This is a genomic window from Yoonia sp. JB2-21, assembly GCF_055693545.1.
Genome location: NZ_JBVFUC010000004.1, coordinates 38,020 through 59,428 on the forward strand (window position 1 = coordinate 38,020; position 21,409 = coordinate 59,428).

Annotated in this window: 24 protein-coding genes and 2 pseudogenes; 12 read left to right on the forward strand and 14 right to left on the reverse strand. The window is 52.2% G+C overall.

Annotation, left to right across the window (positions count from 1 at the left end; all coding sequences use genetic code 11):
• Positions 1-9: 9 nt before the first annotated feature.
• Genes ACZ1G5_RS19045 through ACZ1G5_RS19065 form a run of 5 tightly spaced genes read left to right on the forward strand, consistent with a single transcriptional unit; the run spans position 10 to position 4,228 of the window.
• On the forward strand, positions 10-345 hold the full coding sequence (locus ACZ1G5_RS19045) for a hypothetical protein (RefSeq protein WP_472734473.1): 336 nt from the start codon (positions 10-12) through the stop codon (positions 343-345).
• On the forward strand, positions 312-956 hold the full coding sequence (locus tag ACZ1G5_RS19050; protein ID WP_472734474.1) for a phytanoyl-CoA dioxygenase family protein: 645 nt from the start codon (positions 312-314) through the stop codon (positions 954-956). The genes ACZ1G5_RS19045 and ACZ1G5_RS19050 overlap by 34 nt, the downstream gene beginning before the upstream one ends.
• Positions 937-2,460 carry a UxaA family hydrolase gene (locus tag ACZ1G5_RS19055; protein ID WP_472734475.1) on the forward strand — a complete coding sequence of 508 codons (1,524 nt, stop codon included), beginning with the start codon at positions 937-939 and terminating at the stop codon, positions 2,458-2,460. Before ACZ1G5_RS19050 ends, ACZ1G5_RS19055 begins: the two co-directional genes overlap by 20 nt.
• Before the next feature lie 12 nt (positions 2,461-2,472).
• Positions 2,473-3,363 carry an NAD(P)-dependent oxidoreductase gene (locus tag ACZ1G5_RS19060; protein ID WP_472734476.1) on the forward strand — a complete coding sequence of 297 codons (891 nt, stop codon included), beginning with the start codon at positions 2,473-2,475 and terminating at the stop codon, positions 3,361-3,363.
• Positions 3,356-4,228, forward strand: coding sequence for a DMT family transporter (locus tag ACZ1G5_RS19065; RefSeq protein WP_472734477.1), 873 nt, complete (start codon positions 3,356-3,358; stop codon positions 4,226-4,228). The genes ACZ1G5_RS19060 and ACZ1G5_RS19065 overlap by 8 nt, the downstream gene beginning before the upstream one ends.
• A 59-nt stretch (positions 4,229-4,287) precedes the next feature.
• On the opposite strand, the gene ACZ1G5_RS19070 is transcribed toward ACZ1G5_RS19065, so the two are convergent.
• From ACZ1G5_RS19070 to ACZ1G5_RS19080, 3 genes and pseudogenes are all read right to left on the reverse strand, one after another.
• Positions 4,288-5,964, reverse strand: coding sequence for a calcium-binding protein (locus ACZ1G5_RS19070; RefSeq protein ID WP_472734478.1), 1,677 nt, complete (start codon positions 5,962-5,964; stop codon positions 4,288-4,290).
• A 20-nt stretch (positions 5,965-5,984) separates the two neighbouring features.
• On the reverse strand, positions 5,985-6,293 hold the full coding sequence (locus ACZ1G5_RS19075; RefSeq protein ID WP_472734479.1) for a helix-turn-helix domain-containing protein: 309 nt from the start codon (positions 6,291-6,293) through the stop codon (positions 5,985-5,987).
• 933 nt (positions 6,294-7,226) lie between these two features.
• Positions 7,227-7,691, reverse strand: a pseudogene (locus ACZ1G5_RS19080) (helix-turn-helix domain-containing protein); the annotation flags it as partial.
• Between the two features lie 598 nt (positions 7,692-8,289).
• On the opposite strand from ACZ1G5_RS19080, the gene ACZ1G5_RS19085 reads away from it, so the two are divergent.
• The 5 genes from ACZ1G5_RS19085 (at position 8,290) to ACZ1G5_RS19105 (ending at position 12,819) form a co-directional block, all read left to right on the forward strand.
• Positions 8,290-10,248, forward strand: a complete 1,959-nt coding sequence (locus tag ACZ1G5_RS19085) for a hypothetical protein (RefSeq protein ID WP_472734480.1) — start codon at positions 8,290-8,292, stop codon at positions 10,246-10,248.
• A gap of 371 nt (positions 10,249-10,619) precedes the next feature.
• Positions 10,620-11,330 carry a hypothetical protein gene (locus tag ACZ1G5_RS19090; RefSeq protein WP_472734481.1) on the forward strand — a complete coding sequence of 237 codons (711 nt, stop codon included), beginning with the start codon at positions 10,620-10,622 and terminating at the stop codon, positions 11,328-11,330.
• Positions 11,331-11,370: 40 nt separating this feature from the next.
• On the forward strand, positions 11,371-11,778 hold the full coding sequence (locus ACZ1G5_RS19095) for a hypothetical protein (protein WP_472734482.1): 408 nt from the start codon (positions 11,371-11,373) through the stop codon (positions 11,776-11,778).
• 39 nt (positions 11,779-11,817) lie between these two features.
• Positions 11,818-12,480: a peptidoglycan recognition protein family protein gene (locus ACZ1G5_RS19100; protein WP_472734483.1), complete on the forward strand. Its 663-nt coding sequence runs from the start codon at positions 11,818-11,820 to the stop codon at positions 12,478-12,480.
• A 102-nt stretch (positions 12,481-12,582) separates the two neighbouring features.
• On the forward strand, positions 12,583-12,819 hold the full coding sequence (locus ACZ1G5_RS19105) for a hypothetical protein (protein ID WP_472734484.1): 237 nt from the start codon (positions 12,583-12,585) through the stop codon (positions 12,817-12,819).
• A 9-nt stretch (positions 12,820-12,828) separates the two neighbouring features.
• Here the strand turns inward: ACZ1G5_RS19105 and ACZ1G5_RS19110 are convergent, their stop codons facing one another.
• Positions 12,829-13,458, reverse strand: coding sequence for a recombinase family protein (locus tag ACZ1G5_RS19110; protein WP_472734485.1), 630 nt, complete (start codon positions 13,456-13,458; stop codon positions 12,829-12,831).
• A 279-nt stretch (positions 13,459-13,737) separates the two neighbouring features.
• Between ACZ1G5_RS19110 and ACZ1G5_RS19115 the strand changes: the two genes are divergently transcribed.
• Together ACZ1G5_RS19115 and ACZ1G5_RS19120 are read left to right on the forward strand one after the other, a co-directional pair.
• Entirely contained in the window at positions 13,738-13,959 is a 222-nt protein-coding gene (locus ACZ1G5_RS19115) for a helix-turn-helix domain-containing protein (protein WP_472734497.1), read from the forward strand.
• Positions 13,960-14,128: 169 nt separating this feature from the next.
• Complete coding sequence (locus ACZ1G5_RS19120) at positions 14,129-15,403, forward strand: transposase family protein (protein ID WP_472734486.1); 1,275 nt, start codon at positions 14,129-14,131, stop codon at positions 15,401-15,403.
• Here the strand turns inward: ACZ1G5_RS19120 and ACZ1G5_RS19125 are convergent.
• From ACZ1G5_RS19125 to ACZ1G5_RS19170, 10 genes and pseudogenes are all read right to left on the reverse strand, one after another.
• On the reverse strand, positions 15,294-15,779 hold the full coding sequence (locus tag ACZ1G5_RS19125; protein WP_472734487.1) for an EscU/YscU/HrcU family type III secretion system export apparatus switch protein: 486 nt from the start codon (positions 15,777-15,779) through the stop codon (positions 15,294-15,296). The two genes, ACZ1G5_RS19120 and ACZ1G5_RS19125, sit on opposite strands and share 110 nt — an antisense overlap.
• Positions 15,772-16,590 (reverse strand): flagellar biosynthetic protein FliR, encoded by an 819-nt coding sequence (locus ACZ1G5_RS19130; protein WP_472734488.1) that lies wholly within the window; start codon positions 16,588-16,590, stop codon positions 15,772-15,774. Before ACZ1G5_RS19130 ends, ACZ1G5_RS19125 begins: the two co-directional genes overlap by 8 nt.
• A 2-nt stretch (positions 16,591-16,592) precedes the next feature.
• Positions 16,593-16,856 (reverse strand): EscS/YscS/HrcS family type III secretion system export apparatus protein, encoded by a 264-nt coding sequence (locus ACZ1G5_RS19135; protein ID WP_472734489.1) that lies wholly within the window; start codon positions 16,854-16,856, stop codon positions 16,593-16,595.
• Position 16,857: 1 nt separating this feature from the next.
• The gene (locus tag ACZ1G5_RS19140; protein WP_472734490.1) at positions 16,858-17,502 is read right to left on the reverse strand and encodes an EscR/YscR/HrcR family type III secretion system export apparatus protein; all 645 of its coding nucleotides are present in this window, start codon (positions 17,500-17,502) and stop codon (positions 16,858-16,860) included.
• Positions 17,495-18,541 (reverse strand): hypothetical protein, encoded by a 1,047-nt coding sequence (locus tag ACZ1G5_RS19145; protein ID WP_472734491.1) that lies wholly within the window; start codon positions 18,539-18,541, stop codon positions 17,495-17,497. The genes ACZ1G5_RS19140 and ACZ1G5_RS19145 overlap by 8 nt, the downstream gene beginning before the upstream one ends.
• Positions 18,538-19,038, reverse strand: coding sequence for a hypothetical protein (locus tag ACZ1G5_RS19150; protein WP_472734492.1), 501 nt, complete (start codon positions 19,036-19,038; stop codon positions 18,538-18,540). Before ACZ1G5_RS19150 ends, ACZ1G5_RS19145 begins: the two co-directional genes overlap by 4 nt.
• Complete coding sequence (locus ACZ1G5_RS19155) at positions 19,035-19,274, reverse strand: hypothetical protein (protein WP_472734498.1); 240 nt, start codon at positions 19,272-19,274, stop codon at positions 19,035-19,037. The genes ACZ1G5_RS19150 and ACZ1G5_RS19155 overlap by 4 nt, the downstream gene beginning before the upstream one ends.
• Positions 19,275-19,292: 18 nt before the next feature.
• Positions 19,293-19,448: pseudogene (locus ACZ1G5_RS19160) on the reverse strand (EscN/YscN/HrcN family type III secretion system ATPase); the annotation flags it as partial.
• Between the two features lie 21 nt (positions 19,449-19,469).
• Complete coding sequence (locus tag ACZ1G5_RS19165; protein ID WP_472734493.1) at positions 19,470-20,291, reverse strand: tripartite tricarboxylate transporter substrate binding protein; 822 nt, start codon at positions 20,289-20,291, stop codon at positions 19,470-19,472.
• Between the two features lie 592 nt (positions 20,292-20,883).
• On the reverse strand, positions 20,884-21,409 hold a 526-nt coding region (locus tag ACZ1G5_RS19170; protein WP_472734494.1), incomplete at its 5' end, for a hypothetical protein.

A 21,409-nucleotide genomic window follows, 5' to 3' on the forward strand; every position in this document is an offset into this window, starting at 1 on the left:
GAGGACCCCATGCTTACGCCTGCCCAACATGAGCAATTTCAAAAGGATGGCTACCTCGTGCTGGAAGATGTCATCGACACGGCAACCCTGCATGCGGTGCGCGCGGAATATGCGCAGGTGATGGATGGGCTGTACGATAGCTGGACGCAGGAGGGCAAAGTCCCCCCGCCGACCCCTCAGATGGGATTTTTGGCAAGCTGGATCATGCGGTGGCTGCAGGTCTGGAGTGGTATCAACCGCTCGATATTTCGCTGCCTCATGCTGACATCTGCGATGGCACGCCCATGCATATTGGTCCTGCGGTGTTTCAAATGGCGACACATACCCGGTTGCTGGACATTGTAGAGAGCCTTCTGGGGCCAGAGTTGACGTCGAACCCTATTCAGCATGTGCGGATCAAGCCACCGGAGCGGCAGGTATCCGGCGATGAGACCCGCGCGCATATTGTGTCGACCGACTGGCATCAGGATCGTGGTGTGACGCTTGAAAGTGCTGATAACACGCAGATGCTGACCGTGTGGCTGGCCATCACTGATGCGACAGTCGAAAACGGTTGTTTGCAGGTCATGCCCGGCAAGCGCGACGCGATGCTGCCGCATTGCACGATGACCCAGGTGGGTATCACCGACACCTATCTATCGAAGGAGGGTGCGGTCCCGACGCCGGTGAGGGCGGGTGGCGCGGTAATTTTTGATCCGCTGACGCCGCATGCCAGCCTGCGTAACCTGTCTGATGAATATCGTTGGTCCTTCGATCTGCGCTATAATGTGACGGGGCAATCAACGGGCCGCGACCAGTTTCCCAGCTTTGTCGCGCGGTCGCTGGCGGCTCCGCATACCGCACTCAAGGACTGGCGCGCGTGGCATGACATGTGGACTGATACCCGCCACAGGCTTGCGCGCAGCGCGCATATTCCACAACACAGGTGGCCCTCGGATGGGCCGTATTGCGCCTGACGTGGGGCTTTTGCGACTGGACATAAGCGACAATGTCGCCGTCGTTCAAAAGCGGCTTGAGCCCGGCGACGTGGTGGATGGACTAACAATCGCCACGCCCGTACCGGTGGGTCACAAGGTTGCGCTGCGTGACATTCCGCAAGGCGCGGCCGTCATCAAATATGCACAGCGGATTGGCCTTGCTTCAACAGATATCGTAGCGGGGCACCATGTGCATACCCACAACCTTAGCTTTGTCCCGGTCACGGGTGAGTATGCCGTTGGCACCAATATGCGTTTCGCGCCGACCCCGGCCACTGCTGATACGTTCATGGGGTATGATCGTGGGGACGGACGCGTGGGGACCCGCAACTACATCGGAATTATCACGTCCGTGAATTGCTCGGCCACGGCGGCCCGGATGATCGCAGATCATTTCACGCCTGAGGTACTGGCCGCCTATCCCAATGTCGACGGTGTTGCGGCCTTTGTGCATGGTACCGGTTGCGGTATGGGCGGGGACGGGACCGGCTTTGAGGCGTTGCAGCGGGTCATGTGGGGCTATGCCCGTCACCCAAATCTTGCCGGTGTGCTGATGGTTGGTCTGGGTTGCGAGATGAACCAGATTGATTGGTTGTTGGAGGCGTATGGGCTGAAACATGGCCCCCAGTTTCAAACGATGAACATACAGAACGTCGCGGGTCTGCGCCGCACGATCGAGATGGGGATCGAGAAGGTTGCCGCGATGCTGCCAGAGGCCAACCGCGCGACCCGGACCCCGTGTCCGGTCAGTGCGTTGAAGGTTGCATTGCAATGCGGTGGATCGGATGCCTGGTCTGGGATCACGGCAAACCCTGCTTTGGGATATGCCTGCGACACGTTGGTGGCCCACGGCGGGACCGGCGTTCTGGCTGAGACCCCCGAGATTTATGGCGCAGAGCATCTTTTGTGCGAACGCGCGGCAGATCCGCAGACAGCCCAAAAGCTGATTGATATGATCCACTGGTGGGAGGATTACACCACCCGCAATCGCGGATCGATGGATAATAACCCCAGTCCGGGCAACAAGGCCGGGGGGTTGTCTACAATCCTTGAAAAATCGCTGGGGGCTGCGGCCAAAGGCGGCACGACCCCCCTGATGGGTGTGTTCAAATACGCCGAGATGGTTACGACGCCCGGGTTCACCTTTATGGACAGTCCCGGTTATGATCCCGTCAGTGTCACCGGACAGATTGCAGGCGGCTGCCAAATCGTGTGCTTTACGACCGGACGCGGGTCGGCGTTTGGGTCCAAACCCAGCCCCACGATCAAGATCGCGACGAACACTGATATGGCGCGGCGTATGTCCGAAGACATGGACATCGACGCGGGCCGTATCCTGTCGGATGGCATAGACATCGCCACGTTGGGGCGCGAGATTTATGAGGCAATCCTCGCTACCGCCTCTGGTCAGCAGACAAAATCCGAAGCACAGGATCTTGGAGATTTCGAATTCGTCCCGTGGCAAATCGGGGCTGTGATGTAAGGAGCGCATGACATGAGCACACAGAAAATCGGTTTTATCGGGCTGGGCCTGATGGGGGGTGCGATGGTGTCGCGTCTTCAGGACAAGGGGTATGGCCTGACTGTGCTTGGCAACCGTGACCGGACCGAGATGGACAAGGCGATTGCGTGTGGTGCCGTCGAAGCGGCATCAGCCCATGAGGTGGCGGCACAAAGCGACATTGTCATGCTGTGCATGGGGACATCTGAACATGTCGAAAGTCGCATGCGTGGGACGGACGGTGTGATCGCCGGGATGAAGCCGGGGACCATTGTGATAGACTTTGGCACTTCGCTGCCATCGTCCACGCGCGCGCTGGCACAAGAGGTCGAGATTGCGGGCGGTATCTATTTGGACGCACCAATCGGGCGCACGCCGGTTCAGGCGCGGGACGGGATGCTCAACCTGATGTGTTCTGGTGACGAGGATGCGTTCGCGCGGGTCAAGCCTGTGCTGCAGGATCTGGCCGAAAACGTGTTTCATCTAGGCGAGGTGGGCAGCGGGCACACGATTAAGCTGATCAACAACTTCTTTGGTCAGGTTGTGGCCAACGCCTTGTCCGAGGCCTTTGTGATGGCTGATCTTGCACAGGTTGATCGTCAAAAGCTGTTCGACGTGATGTTCGCCGGTCCGCTTGGATCACCTTTCATGGATTTCTTTGCGAACTACCCTTTGAATGACGACCCAAGCAAATTGGCCTTCTCGATCGAAAACGCGACCAAGGACGTGGGCTATTACGCGCAGATGGCTGACGCTATGGGCGCGCCAACTGTGATGGCCAAGGCACCTTTGGAAATGATGCGGCAGGCCTTGCAGGACGGGTTGGGTGATAAGATGGTCCCTGAATTGCTGGACCATTATCTGAAACACTACGGGCGTGTCTGACACAACGCCCGAAGGACAGATTGGCCGTGGTGTTGCGCTGGTCCTTTTGGCAAATCTCCTGTTTTCCGTTGTGGACACGTCGACGAAATGGCTGATTGGCGGCGGTCTGGTTGTGTTCCAGCTTGCCTTTATGCGCTATGCTGTTCATTTCCTGATCACTGCCATCGAACGGATGTGGCGGGGCAGGGCGCCGCAGCGCCTGCCGCGCCGCGTTGTCGGATTTGTTTTGCTGCGATCCTTCTGTCTGGTCTCATCAACATTGGTGAACTTCTTTGCGCTGGGATACCTGTCTCTCGCCGTCACATCAGCGATGTTGTATCTTGCGCCAGTTTTCGTCTGCATCTTCGCACGCCTGATCCTGAACGAGCCGATCCGCGCGGCACATCTGGTATCAATCGGCTTTGGCTTGATGGGGGCCTGTTTGATCCTTTGGCCGGCGGGTGAGCCTATCAACTGGTATGCGGTTCTGATGCTGTATCCGGCGATGGGGATGGCGATGTATCAGGTGCTGACCCGCAAACTGACCCGACAGGTCACTCCGGGTGTTTTGCAGTTCTACACCGGCGCAATGGGCACGCTCGCGCTGGCCCCGTTTGCGGCCATCAGCTGGGTGATGCCAACGTCGCCTTTGAGTTGGGGCCTGTTGATGGCCATTGGCGCGTTCGCCTGGGCCGGGCATGAGGCACTGACCCGCGCCCACGCCTATGCCGAAGCCAGCACCCTTGCGCCCTTTGGCTATAGTTTCATCATTTACCTGACGTTGGCGGGTTTGTTCGTCTTTGGTGCGGTGCCGACGTGGAATATTTTGGTCGGGGCCGCGTTGATTTTTGCGGGCGGCATGTATGTCTGGCGCAGCGGGCGCTGACGATACCACGCGCAATCTGTAGCGGTCTGGTTCGTACAACGTGTCGTGGGCAGAGCCCGTCAGATCATATCGAAAGTTTCGATCATGGTCACGGGATCGTCTTCGTATCTGGACCTTTGCGCAGCGTCGTCAATCCCCGGCAGGCCTTGGAACCGAACAGACATCGCGGTGCCGTCATCATGTTGACCGATAACAAATGTTACGCTGTTTTTCCCAAAGGCTGCATCGGTGACATCATCATTGTCCGATGAAAGATACGCTGCGAGTTCGATAAGATCCGCTTCATTGCTCAGCAGATGCGAGGTACCATTGACGGTCAGCGTCGCGCGATCCTCTGATGTGAAATCTTGGACCAGGTCCTGACCCCCGCCCGATACAAGAAAATGGTCGGCCCCTTTGCCACCGTTCAGGATGTCGTTTCCTGTACCGCTCTTTAATGTATCGTCACCCCGACCCCCGCGCACGAGGTTGTCTCCGCCTTTCACTTCGAGAGTATCGTCACCGAAGCTTCCGCGAACAGTGTTTATGCCATTTCCGGCAATGACGACATCATTCCCGGCCCCACCGTTGAGTTCGCCCGGTCCGTCATCGTCTTGCAGGATGTCGTCACCGCCTCGTCCAAGTAGTTTGTCCGCGCCGGTACCTCCCTCGAGCCTGTCATTGCCGCGCCCACCGTTGAGCAGGTCATCGCCGCTGCGTCCGAAAAGGATGTCGTCGCCTTCGCCACCAAGCAGTATGTCCGCGCCCGCACCCCCATCGAGGATGTCGTCGCCTGACCCCCCATCCAGCAAATCATCGCCACCGTTTCCAAAAAGGATATCGTTGCCGTCACCACCAAGCAGTATGTCTGCGCCAGCGCCCCCGTTGAGGATGTCGTCGTCTGGGCCACCTTTCAAAGAAAGCTGCGTGCCCTGCATTTCAACGTCAAAGCTTGTTTTTGTCGGGCTGCTTTCTGTATGTTCAATATTCACTTGGGTTGACGATTTTGGAGAATATCCCTCAACCGATGCATCGGCCTGCGGCCTATCCGCCGTGACTATCTTAGGAGCGTCAGTCTGTTCCGCCTTTGGCAGAGCGACTTCGTTGGTCAGTGTGATTTCTGCGTCAAACTCTTCGTCGCCGGTATCATCAATGTCATCTTCTGGGGCGGGTCGCTGTGCGGCTGTTGCCTCAACAGAGATAGCCAACATCACAAGCGCGGCTTTCAACGGTGCAGAGAAGACACCAAAAACCTTATCCTGAATATGCCGGAGCATTGGTTTCGGCGTGCCTGATCCGGTCTCGCTGCTTTGGGCCATCGCTGGCCTCGGGCGCAAACTCTCCAGAAGCGTCAGCACAAGGGCCGTCAGACCTGTACCGCGGATTGCAGCGGCGCGAAAATGTGCGCCAATCTTTGCGCATTGACCGTTTCTGTTGTTCGCAATTGGGGCATCGGAGGCGACCCTGGCCACGGCCTCGCGCAATGTGCGTCCTTCGTAACTCAGGCCAAGATCAGGAATGTCCAGCACAACAAAGCTATTGTAGCGCGCAGCATGGGCCAACAGTCGTCCATCCTCTGGATCAACAAAACTTGCCCAAGGATCGCCCGCGTCGGTCAATCCAAAGTCGATTTCCAGATCGCCAAAAAACGCACCAAGGACAGAGTGTAAGTACCACAACCGCCCAAGCTCTTTTTGGGTCCAGTCATGCGATAATGTCTGGTCATTGCATATTAGTCTGAAAACTTTGTTCATCATCTGCCGCCCGGAAGCATGGTTCACTTCTTTTGCGGAAACAGCATCTTGCTCAAACCAGGTTCGACATGTTCAAGCACTGTTTTTGCAAATTCGCTGCGCTTGACGCCAATGCCATCGGCCCATTTTTCGTACAAATCCTGAGGGATGCGGCAGGTCCCGTTCTCGACCTGAGAAATGAACGAATAGTAGCGCAGCTCCAGATGGTCAGCGAGTTGCGCTTGTGTCAGGCCCGCAAACTCGCGCTGGTTCTTCAGCCAAGACCCCAAGGTACGCCTGAGGTCTTTCAGGTTATCATGAGGCAATTCTAAGTTCTTGATACGTTGCGCCATCACGTGGTTCCAGTAAATGTGTCAAAGTCGTTCATGCGAGAGGCTACGCCAATCTACGGCAAAATGGCAGCCACCCTATACTTAGCATCCTCACAGATGCGACCATAGTCCTTTCTTAGAACATATGGCCACATTGAAAAGACGGGCTAAGCAGGGGGCGTGGGTCCTGCTTGATCCAGGAGTGCAGCGTCGAGAAGCCTCCACAAAGTCGGCCGCCACCTGCCTACGCGATTGAATTCAGTTTCATAGCGGGTGTGACACCGCCGCAGCCCATGTTGGGTCGGCGGAGCTTCACGCCCAACGCATTCCGATCACAAGAGAAGCCGGAGTTGGGTGTCCTGCGTACAGCGCGGGTGAATTTGCGTAATTACTTGCGGTACTAGGTAGCGAGCAAAATTGATAGTTCCTGAAATGTCGCCCCAAAATGCGGAAGCATATCGTTCTCTGAGCGAGCGACGTAACTGATTTGTACAAGGACCTAGACTATGCCCAGAGTTGAAAGCATCAGCAACAGCCGTACCACTCCGCTCGACTTCGCAGAACCAAACGGGAAGCCGTTCAATCCTCCTGAACAACCACCAGCTGAGGTGCCAGTCGCTCGGGCAGGAGAAACTTCAGATGCGAAATACAGGGACGTCGCTGCCGATGATGACCGTTTCGAGGATTTCTCCGTGGCTTTGACGGGAAAGTCGGATGAGGGTCGAAGCGCCGAGGAAAGGGCGATGTTGGAAGACCTACGCAGTGCGATGGGTGATGGCAGTATTGCGCCGCGATATGTGGTGGTGGCCGGCGGTAGTGGTGGGGCAGACTACCTTCCAGAAGACGTCAAAGGTGCTTTTGTGCCGGAGTCTGATGGGTCCGCGGGGCGAGCATTGATATCGGGTGTATTGCGCGGTGACGAACTTCAAACCGTGAGTGATGAAGAGTTCGGAGATCTTCAAACCATCGGTGATCCGAGCCGTCGATCTGGATCAGTTCGCCAAAGCATTCACGGCGCAGCCGCGGTTGGTGGAATGTCCGGCGCTGTTTGCGAGAGAGCCAAATCCCATCTTCCTGCATCCACTTGCGGACGGTCTCGCGTGAGACTTTAAAGCCATGATGTTCGGCCAGCATCTCCGCCGCCAGTGTCGGGCCAAAGTCTGTGTAGTTCTCCTTGATCAAGCTCAGCGCGTAGTCACGCTTTGCATGATGAATCCGATTGTTCGGGGGTTTGCCACGCGCCTTGTGTCGGATCGCCGATGCGCCATCCTGACGATACCGCTTCAACAGCCGAAAGATTTGCCGTCGTGTCAGGTGCAGCATGTTCGCGGCATTATCGACGCTCAACCGTCCATCATCGACCTGCGCCAGCACTTCCACGCGGTTCAACTCGCGCTCGCTCATAACCACCCATCCCATGTCCGCTCACCCTCATTGATTTTTGAGGGCAGAGTGACATTCCTGAATTGCTCACGGGTGACATTTTAGCTTTTGTCGGATCTTCTTATTGGAGAGACTGCAGAGCAAACGAAAACAGTCACTTAGCATTTTCAAATCTTGAGACTCTGATTCTTACATATTGTTGGCCGATGTGGATAACTTCGTGCCCTTTCCAACGAAAGTGAGAACGGGGGCAAGCCACACATTGGTGAGGTTAAGCCGAGAACGCTGCCCGATTGATTTGAGTGGACATACCGACTAACCGTAGGACATGATCAACCGTCTTTTCCTCGCATTGTACCCATTTGCAGTAAGCGACCTCCATTGCTTTCCTACTATACAAATTGACGCATGTGTTGCGATAGATCCCGCCAAGTTGACTGCTGAGGCCGTCGCAGCGGTCCTCACGATACAACGAAACCTATGGTAGTCCAATGAGCAGAAGTATTTCTATAAGTCGTTTTTTTTCTGGGGTATTCACTTTAATTCCAGTTATTTCACTTTTTTACTACATCCGATTCAAGTTTTTGCCGACGTTGATGAAGACCCGCACACAGCATCACATCACGACCGCCCATTGACGTTGTTAGTGGGGCATGAAGATGACGAGTGTTCGCTATCCACGTCTGAGCTTCCTGAGTGGTGGAGTGAACAGGAAAGCTGGGCGTGGAATGCGATTTGTCTCGGCCGCTTTGCTGAAATGACGCACGCTATAACTGGGTTTGATGATGGGCAAGGATGTGCCCCGCGAGATGGAGTTGAGGCATGGCCAGACAGCAGGAATTTAAGAGCACGATTCATTGAACAAATTGCAACAGAGCAAAGATTTTTCGAGGCTACAAAACGTAACTTCATTAGGATTCACTGTGCAATAATTGTAGGTGAAATTGTCTTGGATGATGAAGATATCGTCCCGAGCCTGTGGTTGGATTTCAGTTACATCCCTGATGGAGTTCGCTTCGAAGATGCTCACTTTGATGGTGCCCTCACGTTCGATGGGAGCGTCGTATTCCCAGGTGCACTTAGAGGGGCTGGTGCCAGCATCGCACATCACGTTGGTCTACAAAATGGCCGATACACAGACGTCTTTCTCGACGGTATTTCAGCTGGTGGGCAAGTTGCGGCAAGCAACTCCCAATTTGACGGTATTTTTGTATTGGGCAACGCAGAAGTTCAGGATGGAGTATACTTAACCGAAAGCAATTTTGAAGAGTTTGTTTCTATATCAGGCGCGGATATTGACCATCTGTTAGTGCTTGCAAAGTCAGTTTTTCAAGAAGATTTCCGCGCGGATAGATTGAGAGTGTCGCATGATATTCAAATAATCGATGATGTGAGATTTAATTCTGAGGCGACTTTTGCTGGCTCAAGGATCGGTGGAGACTTCATCCTTATTGAGGCTACTTCATCGGATAAGGTAGTTGCCCACAAAACAGTAATCGAAGGCGCAGTTGCCGTGAGAAACTCGGAGATCGGCGCACTTGACTTTTCTGCTTCGACTATTGCCCTCGGTTTTGAAATCATAGGTTCAAGCGTTAGTGAGCAACTCAACACATCAGGGACAGTTGTCGATGGTCTCTTCCTGCTAGCAGAGACGAATATAGGTGCTTTTGAAGCCACATCCTCGAAGTTTTCTAGAGACGTCGTTCTGGGCCGAGGCTCAGAGTTCAATTTTGTTGGCCTGTCTGGCGTGAGCGTAGGAGGCGACCTAAACCTATTTGAAACAGAGGTTACAAATCTTCTCGATCTGTCGAGATCGAGAGTAGGAGGCACTCTTCGGTTTTCGCTTGACCTCGCCTCAGTGCAAGAAGAAGATTCTTCAATGCGTATTTCAGTGCTAAACCCTAGCTGGTATGCGGGAACATTTGTGTCGCTTCGTAACGCTGATGTTTCTGGACTGGCAATGTCTCCAATAGGAAGCTGGAAGCCTTCAGACGACTGTGATTGCGATTTGATTGGATACGATCTCCAAGGTTTTACTTATGATTGGCTGGAGTTGGTTGATCGTCGCCTACCCAACACTAGTGGGGTCATTGACGCGGATGGACTAGTAAGATGGGTCTCCAACTCAAAACCATTCGCTTGCGACTGCTCTGCTGTATATCGCCCGCAGCCGTATCAGCAACTTTCTGGTGTATTGAATGGGATGGGTGCCTTTCCTCAATCGAAAGCGGTTGCTTTTGCGAGCAGTATTCATCAGCTAAGCTCCGAAAGCAGTCTTATACTGCGAGGTACTAAGCATTTGTACCGGCTAACAGCAGGCTTTGGGTACTACCCGCAAAGGGCACTATACTGGTTCGTCCTACTCGTCAGTCTGGGCGTAGCCGGCTCATACATGTCGACCAATATGGAAGGCTCAAAGCCAATCGATCGGTTTTGGTATTCCATTCACAATACATTGCCCTTGGTAGTAATTTCGAACGGGTTCGACGAAATATATCATGAAGCGCCAGCGGTTCGCAGTTTCTATTTCACGCAAAAAATCGCAGGGTATCTTCTTGCTACATTCCTGGTAGCAGCATTGACAATCCAATAGACCTAATCATCAAAGTATCTTATGCGGTGAAGGCCGATGCCGGTTCGTTGCTTGCCTTGAATGAGCTTCAATTCCATGTCAGCAACCATTCCAAGAACTGCCACGACGGCGGTATGTTATTCGTTCAAATAGCGGATCGACTGCCAGGTGTGAGCAAGTCCAGCAGCACTGGAATAGTACTCACCGCGATCTGCCGCAAAGCTGCCTTTCATGCACATCGCAGCATCGGTCGTATTGAGTCGTTCTGGAAATTTGGCTACGCGGCGCGCACCAACTGCGAGTTTCGTGCGGGAGCGGCCCTTCGAAGTCGATCTTGGCGTTATGGATCATTTATGGCAGTCTCGGACCAATTTTAACGAAGGTGCAGATTGATGGCGGTTGAGGAATCCAGTAAGTGCCGCGAATTGTTCGCCTGGTCATGGATGGGGCCGGTGGTTCCCGGCGGCAAAGAACGGGAAGAGGTTTCCTGTCTACATTGTGGCGATGTCGAATTTTCAGAGATGACCAGCCAGTTTTTTATGTGCAAAAAGCTACCGAGGCGGAGGTCGCTGCATGGAACAACACTTCCAACAAAGGTGAATGAAATGATAGTATTGGTGAAGAATGCATGCCGCTTTGTATCAATATCGGCACTAATTGCACTTTATTCGAGCATGGCCTCAGCGGACGACATTTCTTCTGGGTGTGACAACCTAAACGAGATCGGCCTGATCCCAGAGCCCGTTTCTCAAAACACACTCGATCTGATGAATCCTAACACCGATTTCAGGGAAGCGAGGCTGGCTCTATCGTATACGGGTGAACCTGTGTCGGCCGGTGCATGGTTGTTGTTGTTCAGAGATGATGCGGGACCGACACCCCTGTGTTACCTTGTTCATGCAGGAGAGGGTGACGATCTCGTGGGATTTAACGACGTATATATTTCTTCGACTGTTGCTCGCTACAATCGAACAACAGGTAATTTTGAGATTTTCGTTCCTGTTTCAGAGTATCCCTTTGCAGGGGATGAAAATCATAAGGTTCGGATGATCGAAATCAACTTTGCCGAAGATGGAGAGCCGGTCTTGGTTGTAACCAAGTGAGGTAACGAATGTTGAGGACTTCCGAGAATGGTGCAGGAAAGTGAGGGATGCGAAACCGGCAGTCACATTAACCGCGTTAATTGTGTGGTTAAATGCGGGCTACGCATTCTCAGCACCAACGAGCTACATTTGCAATATTGAGGGACTCCATGTTCCCGATCATCTGGGTGATGCCGTCGCGGAGATGCGTGGCGAAGACGCGAAGCGGACCGCGATGACTATCGACCGAGAAACTGGCCGGATCACTCACTCCAGTTTGGGCAATACCAGCTTCAATGAGATCACCATTTTGAACCGTGGTTCATCTGACTGGAGCTTCAAGGTAATCGCGGATAGCGGTCAAGGTGGCCACATCAGATACTATGAGGTGGCAGAATACGTTGAAGGGCAAGCTAAACCGCTGCTGGTAGTGGCAGATGGAGGATCATATTGGGGTACATGTCAATGAAACCGATGGTTTCCAACAAAGGTGTCAACGGAGGGCAAAATGGACAGAATGGAACTTGGGAATAGTCTGAATTTGTTTGAGGAACTCATCCCAGAACATATGCCCAACCGGAAAGGCATCAACATCAGGCCAACGAGCATAACGCTCCACAATACATCAAACTCTGGATCGGGTGCTGACGCAGATGCGCATTCCAACTGGGTTAGAAAAACCGGGTACTATATCTGGAATGGGACAAAACGCTGGGTTTCTTGGCACTATACTGTCGATGATAGCAAGGTCATCAAGCAGCTACCAATAAATGAGTGGGCTATCCACGCTGGAAGTGCCAACGGTAACAGCATTGCGATCGAAACATGTATGCACCGCGAGATTGATCAGAAAAATGCTGATGCCAGACTAGCCAGGCTTGTCGCGGCATTGCTTTACGACTTTGAATGGGACACGACGAAAGTGAAATCTCACCAAGATTGGACAGGAAAAGATTGCCCCGTGTTATTGCTTCCAAAGTGGAATGCATTGATGTCACAAATTGACGACGAGCTGCATCGACTGAAGTCAGGAGGTCGGACTTCGGGATATCTTTCCGGTTATGAGCACGAGTTCGAGTTTCCGTTTGAAGACAACACTCAGACCATTGATGAAGAACATCTGGGCGATATAGACCATGACGCGATGAGAAGCGCAATTAGCAATAGCTAGCGCATAGAAATGTGAAGTTGCTCGACTACCAAAAAGGTGGGGAAGAATGATTTGGGTTCGACGCGCTTCCAAGTTATCAGTCGGACGAAAAAGGGCATCATGATGAATGACGAAACGATTAAGGCACCATTTGATGACCGCCCGTCATTTGCTGATGCGATATACGCAGACCTGCGCGCACGGCAGAAGGCAGGACTACATCTCGTTTTCCGACGGGAAGATGGAGAGATCGTGCGCGAAGCACCGGATGGCACACAAACATTGCTTGGTTACCGCGATGAGGATTACATCCGAAGCAAGCGAAAGGCTGAAAACAGGAATCGTGGGAGCAAGAGCTGAACGGCTAAGTTACCCATCGTCCTCTATGGTGCGTTGCAGCTCCGCTATCAGGGCCTGTGCTTCGGCGGCGGGAATGTCTGTGGTCCGGCGCGCTATGCGTGGGTCCAGCGCCCGATAAACCGTCATTCTGGAAACACCAAGATCTCTTGCTATCTTGGCCTTTGGTCGGCCAGCCTTGGCAAGTCGCCGAATTTCATCATCGTCGACTTGTTTCTTCCTACCTGTATAGGCACCTCTATCTTTTGCGGCATCAATGCCGGCACGTTGTCGATCCCGGATGAACTTCAACTCCATGTCCGCGACCATGCCAAGAACGGTCACGACAAGCCGCCCCAAGTCGCCAGCGGTCGTCACTTCCGGTTCTAAGATGCGCAAAGATGCGCCTTTGGAATCAAGATCGTGAACCAAGTTGAGGACATCGCGGGTAGATCGACCTAGGCGATCAAGACGATGTACGACCAGCTCGTCACCTTCCCTTAGGAACTCCATGATCGTTTCAAGTTCAGTTCTGCCATTGCGCGATGCGCCTGAACCGACTTCTGAGCGTATGATTTCGCAACCACACGCTTTCAGTTTGTCAATTTGAACTTCGAGGTCTTGACCGGATGTGCTGACACGGGCGTATCCAATGCGAGGCATTTCTTGTTCCGTAACAATAGGGTGGGTAGGCGGACAATACCGTCACATATTTAATCATTCCACTCATTTGTGACACTTTGTGCTGTCACATCGGATCGTATCATAAGGGTATACCCAAATGTTACAACTTCCAACTTTGACCTGTGGTTACAACCGGGGATTTGGCTCAAATTTGGTTCGTCCGAGAAAAACAAATCTATAAATTTGTCGTAAAATCAGACACTTGACTCGATATTGCTGGCAGCTTTCAATAGGAGAGAAACCTTGAAAGCTGATCCCATGACGGATGCGTACTCCAAACTGAAACGGGACCTCCACAAAGCGGGGGTGTCTCTGCGTTCCATATCTCGCGATGCGGGTGTCTCTCATACTGCGGTGACTGATGTCGCTCGTGGGGCACGACGCTCGCGGCGGATCGAACGGATCATCGCTGAACGGCTTGGCACCGTGCCAGACAACATTTGGCCGGAACGATACAAAGACATGGGAGGAGTAAGATGAAGACCAGTTGAATGAGAAAAGAGCCTATGTGGTCGCACACATAGGCTCTCTGATGGTCTTGTGACGTTTGTACCGTCGTCTGCCAGATCATCTCTAACTTAAACTCAAAGTCAAGGCTGACACTCGATTTTTCGAGCCTTTCGTCGCGCCTTGGCGTCAGGAGACGATCATGCACATGAAGAAAACCAATCGTGAAGAGAAGGAGTGGGAAAAGGCGTTTGCGATCCGAGCAGGCCTCGCACCCTTCATCCAAACCGGATTCAAGACCAGGGGATCACTAAGCGACTTTTGCCGCGACTATGAATGTTCGAAATCAACAGCCTATCGGTGGCTGGCTAAGGCAAGGCGCGATGATCGCGCTGATTTCCTGCGCCGTTCAAAGCCAGGACGCAAGCCGCTGAGCGTTGCGCTCAGTGATCAGCATGAAAAAGTCATCCAACATGTGCTCCGCAAAGAGTTTCTTGTCCGAAACGGCGCGTCAGTAAGCGCGGTACTCAAATCCATCAACACAAAACTGGAGGGTAGGGGGCTATTCAAGATTGGCAAGTCCACCGTCGAGCGCAGGATCGCTGTCATTCAAGACAGATATTTAAAGCGCAAACGCGAAGGCAGCACAGCGGCGCGACAAGCCTTTCAGATTATTCGCGGTCGATATGATGTTCAGGAGCCATTGGCGGTTGTCCAGATCGATCATACACTCCTCGATATCATTGTTGTTCATCCAATCTCCGGTGAACCGATAGGTCGCCCTTGGCTTACGATCTTGTTAGATCTAGCGACAAGGATGCCCACCGGCATCTATTTGTCGATGGATGCGCCATCGGCGGTCAATCTGATGATGGCCTTCCAGCGCGCGGTGTTTCCAAAGGCTGAATACCTTCGCCAGCTAGGGGTCGACCTGGAGTGGCCGGTATATGGACTTCCGCTAGTAGTCAGCAGCGACAATGGGACCGACCTCAAATCGAAAGCCTTCAACCGTGGCCTTCTTCAATATGGCGTTGAGCACCTTTATCGGAAAATCGCTCTGCCCCATCTTGGTGGTCACATAGAGCGGCTGATTGGTACAACACAGTGCTATGTCCACACACTTCCCGGTACGACTTTCTCAAACGTGCAAAAGAAAGGCACTTACAATCCAGAAAGTCGTGCAGAGCTGACATTATTGGAGGTCGAGCAGCTCATTCTAATTTTTTTGCTCCAAGATCACATACATGACGAAAAGCGTCGGCTGCAGACAAGCCCCATGAATGCTTGGAACATGAGTTGGCGTGAAATGGGCTTATCGCCTCGCTTGCCGCAAGACCCCAGTCGTTTCCGCCTCGACTTCTTACCATTTAAGACCCGCAAAATTCAGCGTGAAACCACAGCAGAATGCGACTGGTTGCAGCAGCCGTTTCGATCCATCCCCGCCGCTCATAAATCCGCTTCATACCGGATTTCATAGATAGGCGATTGAACTGTAGTGAAACGGGTTTCATCGCAAAAGTCGGCCCGCGATTGTAGATCAGGGCAAAAACCATCGCGACGATGACCATGACCCCAACGACAGGGAGAACGATCAATGCTGTGTTTGTCGCAATTTGTGACCCTGTTATGTTTATGGCGGCGTCAAATGGCTGCCTGATGCCAATAAAGGCGGCATCAAAATTTGCATGAAAAAGCTGGAGTCCCGTCAGTACACCAACGCCCATCAACAGGATTGTGCAGGCTACGGCAATAAAAGTGCCTGCTTCCGATGCTTGTGCAATTGATCCTTCTTCGCGTTGTTTTCGGAGTTTACGGCCCGACGCAGGTTTGGATTTTGACTCAGTATCACTCATCGTAGATACTCAACAGCCGTTCCAACGCATCGGTTGACATGTTCAACATTTCAGGCGCGGTGCGGAATGCGATTAACGCGACGATTGGGAGTAGCAGAACCATCATCAGGTTTTTCATAGGGAACGAAAGATCGTATATACCCATCTTGCGGCCGAGCCTCGCACCAACAATTATTGTGAGTTCTGTCATCACCAAGACCAAAAAAAGCGGCATGGCAAACAGAATGCCAAGCGAGAGAGCATTCGATAGGAATACACCGACACGCTCTCCGGTGGCAGCCGGAAACACTGGTAGCATCTCATCTACGTTCCAAACCGCAAAACTGTCGTAGATCAGACCAAGCAAGGCGGAAAACAAGCCCAAGCCGAATAGGGCTGCAATGGTAATAACCGTGTACAACAATGCAGTCGTTTGAATAGTTCCACCTCCAAGCGGAGATTGAATGCCGCTGTCTGACTCGCCGCGGAACGTGTCGATCATAGACCCTGCATAGGCTGCAGCTGCAAAGGGTGTAGATGAGAGAACACCTAGCCCTAAGCCTAGAGCAAACTCTTTTGGGGCAAGCAACGCAAGATCAAGCGCGGTTGCATCCGTGCTCAGGGTTGCGATTGTATCCAAGTTTCCAACTATGACAGGCAATGACAAAGCGATCGCAATATTGGCACGTAATATAGTTGATTGCATTAACCCCCATGCGAGAGGGACAAGACCATATAAGAAACCCAAGATACGCAACATGTTCAATGAAACGAGAAGAAACATTGTTTGCAGAGGTGTATTCAGCAAAAGATCTGTAACATCTGCAACCATGACTACATGGCACCGAAATTCTCAAACACCATGAGCGTACTGTTCATGAGGGGCGCGGTCAGCGCGCGACCAAATGTCAGTAAGACGAAAATAATTGCACCAATTTTGACAGTCTGACTGAATGTCTGATCTTGAATTTGTGTGATTGCTTGGAAGAAAGAAACGGTCAGTCCTATAACGGTCGCGGCAGCAAGCGGTACGCCTGCAAGGATGACGGTATCCATCATGAAGGTGACTAGAATGCTGCCGAACGCCTCGGTTTCCATCCTAGGCGCCTATATAGCTGAATATCAGCCCTTCAACGAGTTTGGACCAACCATCAACAAACACGAAAATGAGCAACTTAAACGGTACCGCAATGATGTTGGATTGTACCATCTGCATACCCATCGCCATCAAGATACCGGTAACCGCAAGGTCAATCGCTACGAAGGGGAGGTACAGCAGAAAGCCCATCTCGAAGGCCTCAGTCAGCTGGGAAATCATAAATGATGATACTTGGATAACGAAATCAGTCTTAGATCCTGATAGCCCTGATCCTGCCCACAAGTCATTTGATACTTCGACCATAAAGGTCAGATGCCTGTCGATCGTGTGGGACGTCAGAAAGTCTTGGAATGGCGCAATACCAATAGACCAGAGTTGTAGGAAATCGCCGGCCGTTGTCGCAGTTATGTTGGCTTCTGATAGTGCGGTAACGGACGCCGAGAATACTGGCATTGAGATAAACACGGATAAGAATAACGCCAAAATCATCAAGATCATGTTTGATGGGACTTGTTGTAGCCCTGTGGCATTTCGCACGATCATGAACACCACAGAAATTTTTACGAAGGATGTCAGTGAGAGCAATGCGACCAAGAAGAATGAGCCAACAAAGCCAAGAACCAGTGGTGAAGCAAGATCATTCATTGGGTGCAATATCTTTGACGAGGAAACCCAATTGTCCTGGCATCTCTAGAATTTGACCGCGTAGCATTTTGGTCGCACCAATCAGAAGTGTCACGGGCATAAGCCTATTGAACGCGAAGGGCAGAGCGCTGCCTGTTGCTAAGCTTGACAGTGTGTCACTTCGCATTTCCTTCTGCCCTAGGATCAGTTGAGCAGCACCTGCTGTGTTGCCCACGGGCCAATGGGTGCCACCCATCGCATCGTTTTGACTAGTCGGAGTTTCATCTAGAACCAGCCTGCCATCCTGTGAATGAACACCAGCTGAGAATGCGTCTTCTATCCAAAACCTACACGTATTTGGGCCGGTAAATCGCTCGTCTAGCAACAGCATGTCGCCGGGCGCAAGCTCTGCAGCCGTTGCACGACCAATGGCGAATACTGGGCTACGTATACTGACTGTCAAGTCGGCGATCTTCGACGTAGTGTTCACAATCTCTGGTGCTTGATCCAGTAGTGCCAAAGCAATCGCACGTATGAATGAAGGCGAACCGTCAACCGAAATAACACTATCTGGGATGTCGCTATTCGCAATCTGCAACCCAACCGATAGATTTGCGTCAAACTGACCCATCCTTATGTCGGGCGACAGACGATTGATGCAAAGTGACTCCTCAAGCGTTTTTTCAAGTTGGTCTAATGTCTGCGTCAACAGATGTTCTGCTAGGAACATGCCGGAAGGTCCGTAGAGGGTTGCCAGATCTACACTTGGGCAGAGTGCACTAAAGATGGCGTCAACTGTCGACTTGGAAAGACGAATCTGTCCGTTCGAGTCTCCAAAGCCCACATCAATGACTGTGTTTTTTGATAAGTAGCTTTGATCTGTTTGCACCCCGGTTGCTTGGACGATGTTGAGTTCCAACTCGTCAAGCGTGAACGAAAGATTTAGAAGGCGTCTTTCTAGTTCCGTCTGATCGTCGGACACTGTTTCAACTTGCCGTATCTTGCTTGCGACAAAGTTGGCCAATGCGGTATCAAATGTATCATCAACATTATCTTTCATTTCGCCCTGTCCTTCGCGTAAATACCTTTGGAAATGGACGCCTGTTCAGTCATCAGATCTTCGGATTGAATTTCGGCCTTAGTGCGCAACAAGACGAGTTTTTCTGCAACGATTTCATCAAGCTTATCTTGTTGAAACTGGGTCCTTTTCACTTTTTTGTCCGCATCGTTTGAATTGTTGATCGCAATTTTGAGATCACGTTCAGCACGGGTCCATTCTTTTTGTGTGTTCGAGATCAGATAGTTCTGGGTTTTGATCTTCCATGAGATCGAAGCAAAGCGTGACCCGATGTCAAAGATGCGATTTGAGCGATCCAACGTCTTTGCCAAGAACTGATTTTGAGACGCCTTTAAGCCTTTGAGTTTGACTCTTTGGTTCTCTTCAATTTTCTCAGCGGCCAATGCTTGCGATTGGGCTTGAAGTTGACGCACCTGTGCAATTCGAAGACGCTGCTTGCGAAGTGCCTGAAGTTGGTGGAGGCGATCAATTTCCTTCATGAAGCAGTCTTCTTCAAGCTAGCAACAGCAGCGGAAAAATTAGCTTTTTCTTGTTCGGGTTGGCGACAAAATGCGCGAATGCGAGGATGTGTAGCGCATGCCGCGTCAGCATCAGGATCTTGGCCTTGCTTTAATTCTCCTACCTGAAGCAACAGTTCGATTTCTTTGTACTTGGAAAGGTGTCCACGAACATCCGCGGCAAGCTTCAACTGTTCCGGTGTAACGATGTCTCGCATGACACGACTTAAGCTGCTGAGCACGTCGATGGCGGGGAAATGACCACTTTCTGCGAGTTTGCGGGACAGCATAATGTGTCCATCGGTGAGGCTGCGAACTTCCTCTGCTATCGGGTCGCCTTCACCATCTCCTTCTAAGAGAAGAGAATAAATGGCGGTTATTGATCCGGATCTCGCTGGTGCCTGTCCGCACGGTTATACAGGTAGATACGCCGCCGTGAGCTTGTCGATGACCTCGGTTGGCACATCACGGCGCACGAAAACGCCATAGAACGGCCCCCATGGCAAAAAGCGCTCTAGCTGCGGGATCGTATCGGTAATCGGCGGGACATCCGGCAATGTAGCGACGCGCTCTGTATTCACGACGGCCAATGCACGCAATTCACCGTTGGCGATACCTTCCGCTGAAGACGCAATTCCTGTCGGCATAAAATCAACATTGCCGCGCATCATTGCCTCGATCCCGGGACCCTCGCCGGGAAATGCGACGGGCGTCACTTCAAATCGGGTTGCGTTGGAAATAATCGCCCCGATCGTTGACGGAAGGCCACCCGGACCTGTTGACCCCATGCGGATCATTTCGGGATTGGCGCTGATATCATCAAGCAGCTGCTGGATATTCTGATATTTTGACTCTGTCGGAACGACGATGACCGCCAAGCCACGACCAAGAATATTGATGGGATAGAAGTCGTCGTAGTCGAGCTCTGAAACACCTAACACGCCATGCAATTGGGGGTTTTCAGCACCATAAAGGATTGTGTATCCATCTGGTCGCGACGTATGGACATATGCCGTGGAAATCGCGCCGCCGCCGCCGGGTTTGTTCGAAATGACCACGTCTTGACCCAATGCAGCCGATGCCGCGTCGTTGGCTGCGCGTGATACTGTGTCGGTTGCGCCTCCTGCGCCCCACATCACCACACCAAGGATGTCTTTCTCAGGATACTCAGCTATCGCCGATGTGCCGTGTGTTGCCGCCAATAGGATGGCAGTCGCAAGCAATCCGTGCCTCATCATCTTCCTCCTCATACTGCCCAAGTGGCGCCCTATCGGGTGCGACGAGCGGCGTTAATACATGGCAAACCTGTTAAATCATTATGGCGATATTAAGTCTGGTCGACTAGTATGCGTCAAGAAACTAGATCTTGCTACCCGCTGGGGGACCCGCAAGGTGATGGATAGATCGCGGTGTGCTACAACAGAAAATAGCATCGCTCCTACGCTATGCGAACACTATAGGGCGCCACTTATAGTATTGATTTGTATATTATTTAATTAGCTCAGATATAAATATCACCTCTCTCGCACTGAAAGCAGCAGATGCAAAAAACATTGGATCTTGTTCCCTCGCGCCTTGCCATACAATGCCACCGGGACGAGTTGCGCAGGTTCAAAAATATTCAAGGGAATCGAGAATACTAGAATACTAATTATCAACGAACCACTCTAAGGATACGACGGCTGGCGACTGCAAAGTCCGGTTCAACCTCAAGTACCCGCGCATTCCTATCCAAAGGCACGCGCAGATCTGAAACCGCATCTTACTGTTCTATTGGAATGCCGGGGACAGCGCTTTGCAGATTACAAGGTCCCCGGCAATCAGACATTACCGCCAGACAAACATGTCATTCATCGCTTCGTTCCATGTCGGCGGATCGTTCAACTCGACCAGCCAGCTTTCCCAGCCAAAGTCACGGCTGACGCCGCGTCCACCGGGGTTATTTGGCGTCAGTTCGGTGCCGGCTTCACCGGTCAGTGATCCGTCCATATCAATGACGCTGTTGCGTGCTCTCGCACCAACGCTGAAGTCCAGCTCATCAGGCACATCTTCGGTGCGAATGTTCTTCAAGTCGTTGTCGCGGCCAGCCTTGGCAAACCATGCGAACCGCTCTTCCTTATCCGTATTCTCAAAGGTTAGCCCCTCGACATAGTTGGGGTCTTTCTGGCTTGAATGGCGGACACCGAAGGCAGTATCGCCATCACGCGTGAAGTTGGCAAAATGGGTGTCCTGAATGGCAGCGGCGCCATCAATGTAGACCCGTGCGCCTGTCAATTCGCTCCGGTCTTGCCATGCTTCAGTGTTCCCTTCACTGCGGGCGACAATCACGCTATTGCGCAACAGGTTGTCACTG

Bases quoted from the DNA above. Each gene is read 5' to 3' on its own strand.
- ACZ1G5_RS19145 (WP_472734491.1), bottom strand. From the start codon at position 18,541: ATGAAAGATAATGTTGATGATACATTTGATACCGCATTGGCCAACTTT.
- ACZ1G5_RS19130 (WP_472734488.1), bottom strand. From the start codon at position 16,590: ATGGTTGCAGATGTTACAGATCTTTTGCTGAATACACCTCTGCAAACA.
- ACZ1G5_RS19150 (WP_472734492.1), bottom strand. From the start codon at position 19,038: ATGAAGGAAATTGATCGCCTCCACCAACTTCAGGCACTTCGCAAGCAG.
- ACZ1G5_RS19045 (WP_472734473.1), top strand. From the start codon at position 10: ATGCTTACGCCTGCCCAACATGAGCAATTTCAAAAGGATGGCTACCTC.
- ACZ1G5_RS19075 (WP_472734479.1), bottom strand. From the start codon at position 6,293: ATGGCGCAACGTATCAAGAACTTAGAATTGCCTCATGATAACCTGAAA.
- ACZ1G5_RS19050 (WP_472734474.1), top strand. From the start codon at position 312: ATGGCGACACATACCCGGTTGCTGGACATTGTAGAGAGCCTTCTGGGG.
- ACZ1G5_RS19140 (WP_472734490.1), bottom strand. From the start codon at position 17,502: ATGAATGATCTTGCTTCACCACTGGTTCTTGGCTTTGTTGGCTCATTC.
- ACZ1G5_RS19105 (WP_472734484.1), top strand. From the start codon at position 12,583: ATGAATGACGAAACGATTAAGGCACCATTTGATGACCGCCCGTCATTT.
- ACZ1G5_RS19120 (WP_472734486.1), top strand. From the start codon at position 14,129: ATGCACATGAAGAAAACCAATCGTGAAGAGAAGGAGTGGGAAAAGGCG.
- ACZ1G5_RS19090 (WP_472734481.1), top strand. From the start codon at position 10,620: ATGGCGGTTGAGGAATCCAGTAAGTGCCGCGAATTGTTCGCCTGGTCA.
- ACZ1G5_RS19115 (WP_472734497.1), top strand. From the start codon at position 13,738: ATGACGGATGCGTACTCCAAACTGAAACGGGACCTCCACAAAGCGGGG.
- ACZ1G5_RS19110 (WP_472734485.1), bottom strand. From the start codon at position 13,458: ATGCCTCGCATTGGATACGCCCGTGTCAGCACATCCGGTCAAGACCTC.
- ACZ1G5_RS19135 (WP_472734489.1), bottom strand. From the start codon at position 16,856: ATGGAAACCGAGGCGTTCGGCAGCATTCTAGTCACCTTCATGATGGAT.
- ACZ1G5_RS19100 (WP_472734483.1), top strand. From the start codon at position 11,818: ATGGACAGAATGGAACTTGGGAATAGTCTGAATTTGTTTGAGGAACTC.
- ACZ1G5_RS19125 (WP_472734487.1), bottom strand. From the start codon at position 15,779: ATGAGTGATACTGAGTCAAAATCCAAACCTGCGTCGGGCCGTAAACTC.
- ACZ1G5_RS19060 (WP_472734476.1), top strand. From the start codon at position 2,473: ATGAGCACACAGAAAATCGGTTTTATCGGGCTGGGCCTGATGGGGGGT.
- ACZ1G5_RS19155 (WP_472734498.1), bottom strand. From the start codon at position 19,274: ATGCGAGACATCGTTACACCGGAACAGTTGAAGCTTGCCGCGGATGTT.
- ACZ1G5_RS19070 (WP_472734478.1), bottom strand. From the start codon at position 5,964: ATGATGAACAAAGTTTTCAGACTAATATGCAATGACCAGACATTATCG.
- ACZ1G5_RS19165 (WP_472734493.1), bottom strand. From the start codon at position 20,291: ATGAGGCACGGATTGCTTGCGACTGCCATCCTATTGGCGGCAACACAC.
- ACZ1G5_RS19055 (WP_472734475.1), top strand. From the start codon at position 937: ATGGGCCGTATTGCGCCTGACGTGGGGCTTTTGCGACTGGACATAAGC.